Source organism: Saccharothrix hoggarensis (assembly GCF_042678885.1).
In the GTDB taxonomy this organism is placed as follows: Bacteria; Actinomycetota; Actinomycetes; order Mycobacteriales; family Pseudonocardiaceae; genus Actinosynnema; species Actinosynnema hoggarensis.
In genome coordinates, this window is the sequence record NZ_JBHTLK010000368.1 from 1 (window position 1) to 4,017 (window position 4,017).

The 4,017-nt window shown below is 72.7% G+C and carries 5 protein-coding genes; 3 read left to right on the forward strand and 2 right to left on the reverse strand.

Annotated elements, in window-relative coordinates; genetic code table 11:
* Positions 1-752 (reverse strand): glycosyltransferase family 2 protein (locus tag ACFQ3T_RS34850; protein WP_380730114.1); only part of this gene is annotated, 752 nt, incomplete at its 3' end.
* Positions 753-821: 69 nt separating this feature from the next.
* The gene (locus ACFQ3T_RS34855) at positions 822-1,127 is read right to left on the reverse strand and encodes a WhiB family transcriptional regulator (RefSeq protein WP_380730116.1); all 306 of its coding nucleotides are present in this window, start codon (positions 1,125-1,127) and stop codon (positions 822-824) included.
* Between the two features lie 281 nt (positions 1,128-1,408).
* Here ACFQ3T_RS34855 and ACFQ3T_RS34860 point away from each other — a divergent pair, with 281 nt between their 5' ends.
* The 3 genes from ACFQ3T_RS34860 to ACFQ3T_RS34870 form a co-directional block, all read left to right on the forward strand.
* The gene (locus tag ACFQ3T_RS34860; protein WP_380730118.1) at positions 1,409-2,161 is read left to right on the forward strand and encodes a site-2 protease family protein; all 753 of its coding nucleotides are present in this window, start codon (positions 1,409-1,411) and stop codon (positions 2,159-2,161) included.
* 69 nt (positions 2,162-2,230) lie between these two features.
* Positions 2,231-3,196, forward strand: coding sequence for a 2-phospho-L-lactate transferase (gene cofD / locus ACFQ3T_RS34865; RefSeq protein WP_380730120.1), 966 nt, complete (start codon positions 2,231-2,233; stop codon positions 3,194-3,196).
* A partial coding sequence (locus ACFQ3T_RS34870) for a coenzyme F420-0:L-glutamate ligase (RefSeq protein WP_380730122.1) occupies positions 3,132-4,017 on the forward strand: 886 nt, incomplete at its 3' end. The genes cofD and ACFQ3T_RS34870, both read left to right, overlap by 65 nt.

Sequence of the window (4,017 nt, forward strand, 5' to 3'; positions counted from 1 at the left end):
CGGGCCGCCGCCGCGTCCAGCCGCCGCGCTCCCCGACCGGCCGCGCGCGCGTGCCGCATCCGCGCCACCGGCACGGACAGCACGAGGTGGCCCGCGAGGTTGGCGCGCCAGCCGAAGTCGATGTCGTCGCGCAGCAACGGCATCGACCGGTCGTACCCGCCGAGCGATTCCCAGACCGCGCGGCGGATCAGCGACCCGGCCGACGGCACCGCCAACGCCTCGGTGCTCTGCTCGAACGACCCGGCCAGCTCGACCCGGCCCATGCCGGTCTGCCGGTGGCCGGACGCGTCGGTCGACAGGCCCGCCTCCACGACGAGCCGCGGATCGGCCCAGTCCAGGCTCAGCGGACCCAGCACCGCCGCCGAGGGCGAGACGTCGGCCGCGGTCAGCAGCGCGGACAGGCAGTCGGGTTCGGGGGCGCAGTCGTCGTGCAGCAGCCACAGCCACGCGCCCGGATCACCCCAGCGCGACACGGCGTGCTCGACGGCCGCGTGCACCGCCGCGCCGAAACCCGTGCCGCGCGGCAACGTCAGGACGCCGTCGATCACCCGATCGGGGCCGGTGGACGCGTCCTGGAGCACCTTCGCGGTGCCGTCCACGGAACCCGTGTCGACGGCGATCACGTGCCGCGGTCGTGGCTGCTGGCGGCGCAGCGCGGACAGCGCCGTGCCCAGCCAGCGGTCGCCGTCGTGGCAGACCAGCACCGCCAACACCGGCGCGGTGCGCAGCCGCGGAGTGGCCCCGCTCGTCAAGTGCCGCTCCTCAGATGCTCCGACTGCCCGTGGGACGACCACGGTAAGCCAGAGCGACCGCGCGAGCGATCACACCGCGCGCTTTTTGAGCTTCCTCCGCTCGCGTTCGGACAGGCCGCCCCAAATGCCGAAGCGCTCGTCGTGCTGCAGGGCGTACTCCAGGCATTCCGAGCGCACCTCGCAACCGAGGCAGATCCGCTTGGCCTCCCTGGTCGAGCCGCCCTTCTCCGGGAAGAACGCCTCGGGGTCGGTCTGCGCGCACAGGGCGCGCTCCTGCCAGTCCTGCTCATCGGTCGCGTCGAACAGGTCGAGCACGACCGGCTCCTGTGCCGGGACGTCCCCGTCCACGATGCGACCCCCGTCGAATTCCTGCATACCGTCCGCCTCCTCGCCTTCCGCTCTCCCCGGTTGGCGGACACCACTCGCCGTCCCCACAACGACGAATGACACCGATGTGATTACACCTGTGTCACAACACGCGGTCAAGCCGAGTCCACAGGTCGGGGGATATTCCCGCCAATGGCCCGAAAACCCTTGACTAGCAGCACAGACGGTGATTGAGGAGGTGCGCGGCGCGACAACCGGCGCGCGGATGGCCCAAGGACGGGCGAGGACGCTCCGGTGACGGTCCGGATCGGGGAGGCCACACTGGAAGGGTGAAGCGATCAGCGGTGCGTCCGAGTCCACTGTTCCTCAGCCTGCTCGCGGTGACGGTGGCAGGCGCCGTGTTGACCCTCTTCGACGAGTCCGAAGCCGCCCTGATCGGCGGGATGGTCTTGTTCGTGCTGGGCGGCTGGGCGGTTTCGCTGTGCCTGCACGAGTTCGGTCACGCGATCGTGGCGTACCGCGGCGGTGACTACGCGGTGAAGGCGAAGGGTTACCTGACGCTCGACATCCGCCGGTACACCGATCCCGTGTTGAGCATCGTGCTGCCGTTGGTGCTCCTGGCATTCGGCGGAATCCCGCTGCCCGGCGGCGCGGTGTGGATCAACCACCACGCGTTGCGCGACAAGCGCGTCGAATCTTTCGTGTCACTCGCGGGCCCGTTGAGCAACCTGGCGCTCGGCTTGCTGCTGGCGTTGTCCGTGATCCTGTTCACGCCCCCGGTCGGCCTCGCCGCCGCGCTGTCGTACCTCGCGCTGCTCCAGATCCTCGCTTTCGTCCTGAACATCCTGCCGATCCCCGGCCTCGACGGCTGGGGCGCGATCGAGCCGTACCTGTCGTACTCGGCCCGGCAGTTCGGCGCGAAGGCGCGGCAGTGGGCGCCGTTCGTGCTGTTCGCCGTCCTGATCGGGTTCCCGACGATCGCCCGGCTGTTCTTCGACGCGGCGTACGGGGTGTTCGAGCTGGTCGGCGGCAACCGGATGCTGGCCGGGATGGGGCAGGGCACGTTCATGTTCTGGCGCTGACCCGTCCGGCGGCGACCCGTTCCGGCGCTGGATTCAGCGCGTCCGGGCCCCGTGCAAGGATGGCGACCCGTGAAGGTCGTCGTACTGGTGGGCGGGGTTGGCGGGGCGCGGTTCCTGGTGGGGCTGAAGAGCCTCCTGGACGGTCCGGAGCACGAGATCACCGCCGTGGTGAACACGGGTGACGACGTGTGGATGCACGGGTTGCGGATCTGTCCCGACCTGGACACCTGCATGTACACCCTGGGTGGCGGGATCGACGTCGAGCGCGGCTGGGGCCGTGCGGGCGAGTCGTGGGCGGTGAAGGAGGAGCTGGCCGCGTACGGCGCGGACCCGACGTGGTTCGGCCTCGGCGACCGGGACATCGCGACGCACCTGGTGCGGACCCGGATGCTGCGCGCGGGCTACCCGCTGTCGGCGGTCACGGAGGCGCTGTGCCACCGCTGGGAGCCCGGCGTGCGGCTGCTGCCCATGTCGGACGACCGGGTGGAGACCCACGTCGTCGTGACGACCGAGGAGGGCGAGCGGGCGATCCACTTCCAGGAGTGGTGGGTCAAGCACCGCGCCCAGCTGCCCGCGCGCTCGTTCGCGTCGGTCGGCGTGGAGACGGCGACGCCCGCGCCGGGCGTGCTCGACGCGCTGCAGGAGGCCGACGCGGTGCTGATCGCGCCGTCCAACCCCGTGGTGAGCGTGAACACGATCCTCGGCGTGCCGGGGGTGCGGGACGCGCTGCGCAAGACCGAAGCCGGCGTGGTGGGCCTGTCCCCGATCGTGGGCGGCAAGCCGCTGCGCGGGATGGCGGACGCGTGCCTGACGGCGATCGGCGTGGAGACCTCCGCCGAGGCCGTCGGCCGGTACTACGGGTCGCGCCGCACGTCGCGGGGCGGCGTGCTGGACGGCTGGCTCGTGCACACCGGCGACCGCTGCGACGTGCCGGGCGTCGCCGTGCGCGCGGTGCCGCTGCTGATGTCCGATGTGGACGCGACGGCGGCGATGGCGCGTGCCGCGCTGGAACTCGCCGGGGTCGACGTTGGCTGACCACGCCTCGACTTCGGGCATCACGGTGCTGCCGGTGGCGGGGCTGCCGGAGTTCCGGCCCGGCGACGACCTGGCGGAGGCGATCGCGTCGGCCGCGCCGTGGCTGCGCGACGGCGACGTCGTCGTGGTGACGTCCAAGGTCCTGTCCAAAGTGGAAGGTCGGTTGGTGTCGGTGCCCGCCGACCCGGAGGCGCGTGACGCCGTCCGGCGGGAGTGGGTGCGGGCCGAGGCGGTGCGCGTGCTGGCGCGGCGCGGCCGCACGCTGATCACCGAGAACAAGCTGGGGATCGTGCAGGCGGCGTCCGGGGTGGACGCGTCGAACGTCGCCGGCGACGAGATCGCGCTGCTCCCGGTCGACCCGGACGGGTCGGCGGCGGCGCTGCGCGCGGCGTTGGCGTCGCGGCTGGGCGTCGCGGTCGCGGTCGTCGTGACGGACACGATGGGCCGGGCGTGGCGGGTCGGCCAGACGGACGCCGCGATCGGCGCGTCCGGGCTGGCCGTGCTGCACCGGTACGCCGGCTCGGTGGACCGGCAGGGCAACCCGCTGGTGGTGACCGAGGTGGCCGTGGCCGACGAGATCGCCGCGGCGGCCGACCTGGTGAAGGGCAAGCTCGGCGCGGTGCCGGTGGCCGTGGTGCGCGGCCTGCCGGTGGCCGACGACGGTTCGACCGCCCGTGACCTGGCCCGGCCGGTCGAGGACGACCTGTTCCGGCTGGGCACCGCGGAGGCGGTGGCGCAGGGGCGGGCGGAGGCGGTGCTGGTGCGCCGGTCCGTCCGGTCGTTCACGGCGGAGCCGGTCGCGCCGGACGCCGTCCGCCGGG

Excerpts from the sequence above, each read along its gene's own strand:
- ACFQ3T_RS34855 (WP_380730116.1), bottom strand. The coding sequence starts at position 1,127 with ATGCAGGAATTCGACGGGGGTCGCATCGTGGACGGGGACGTCCCGGCA.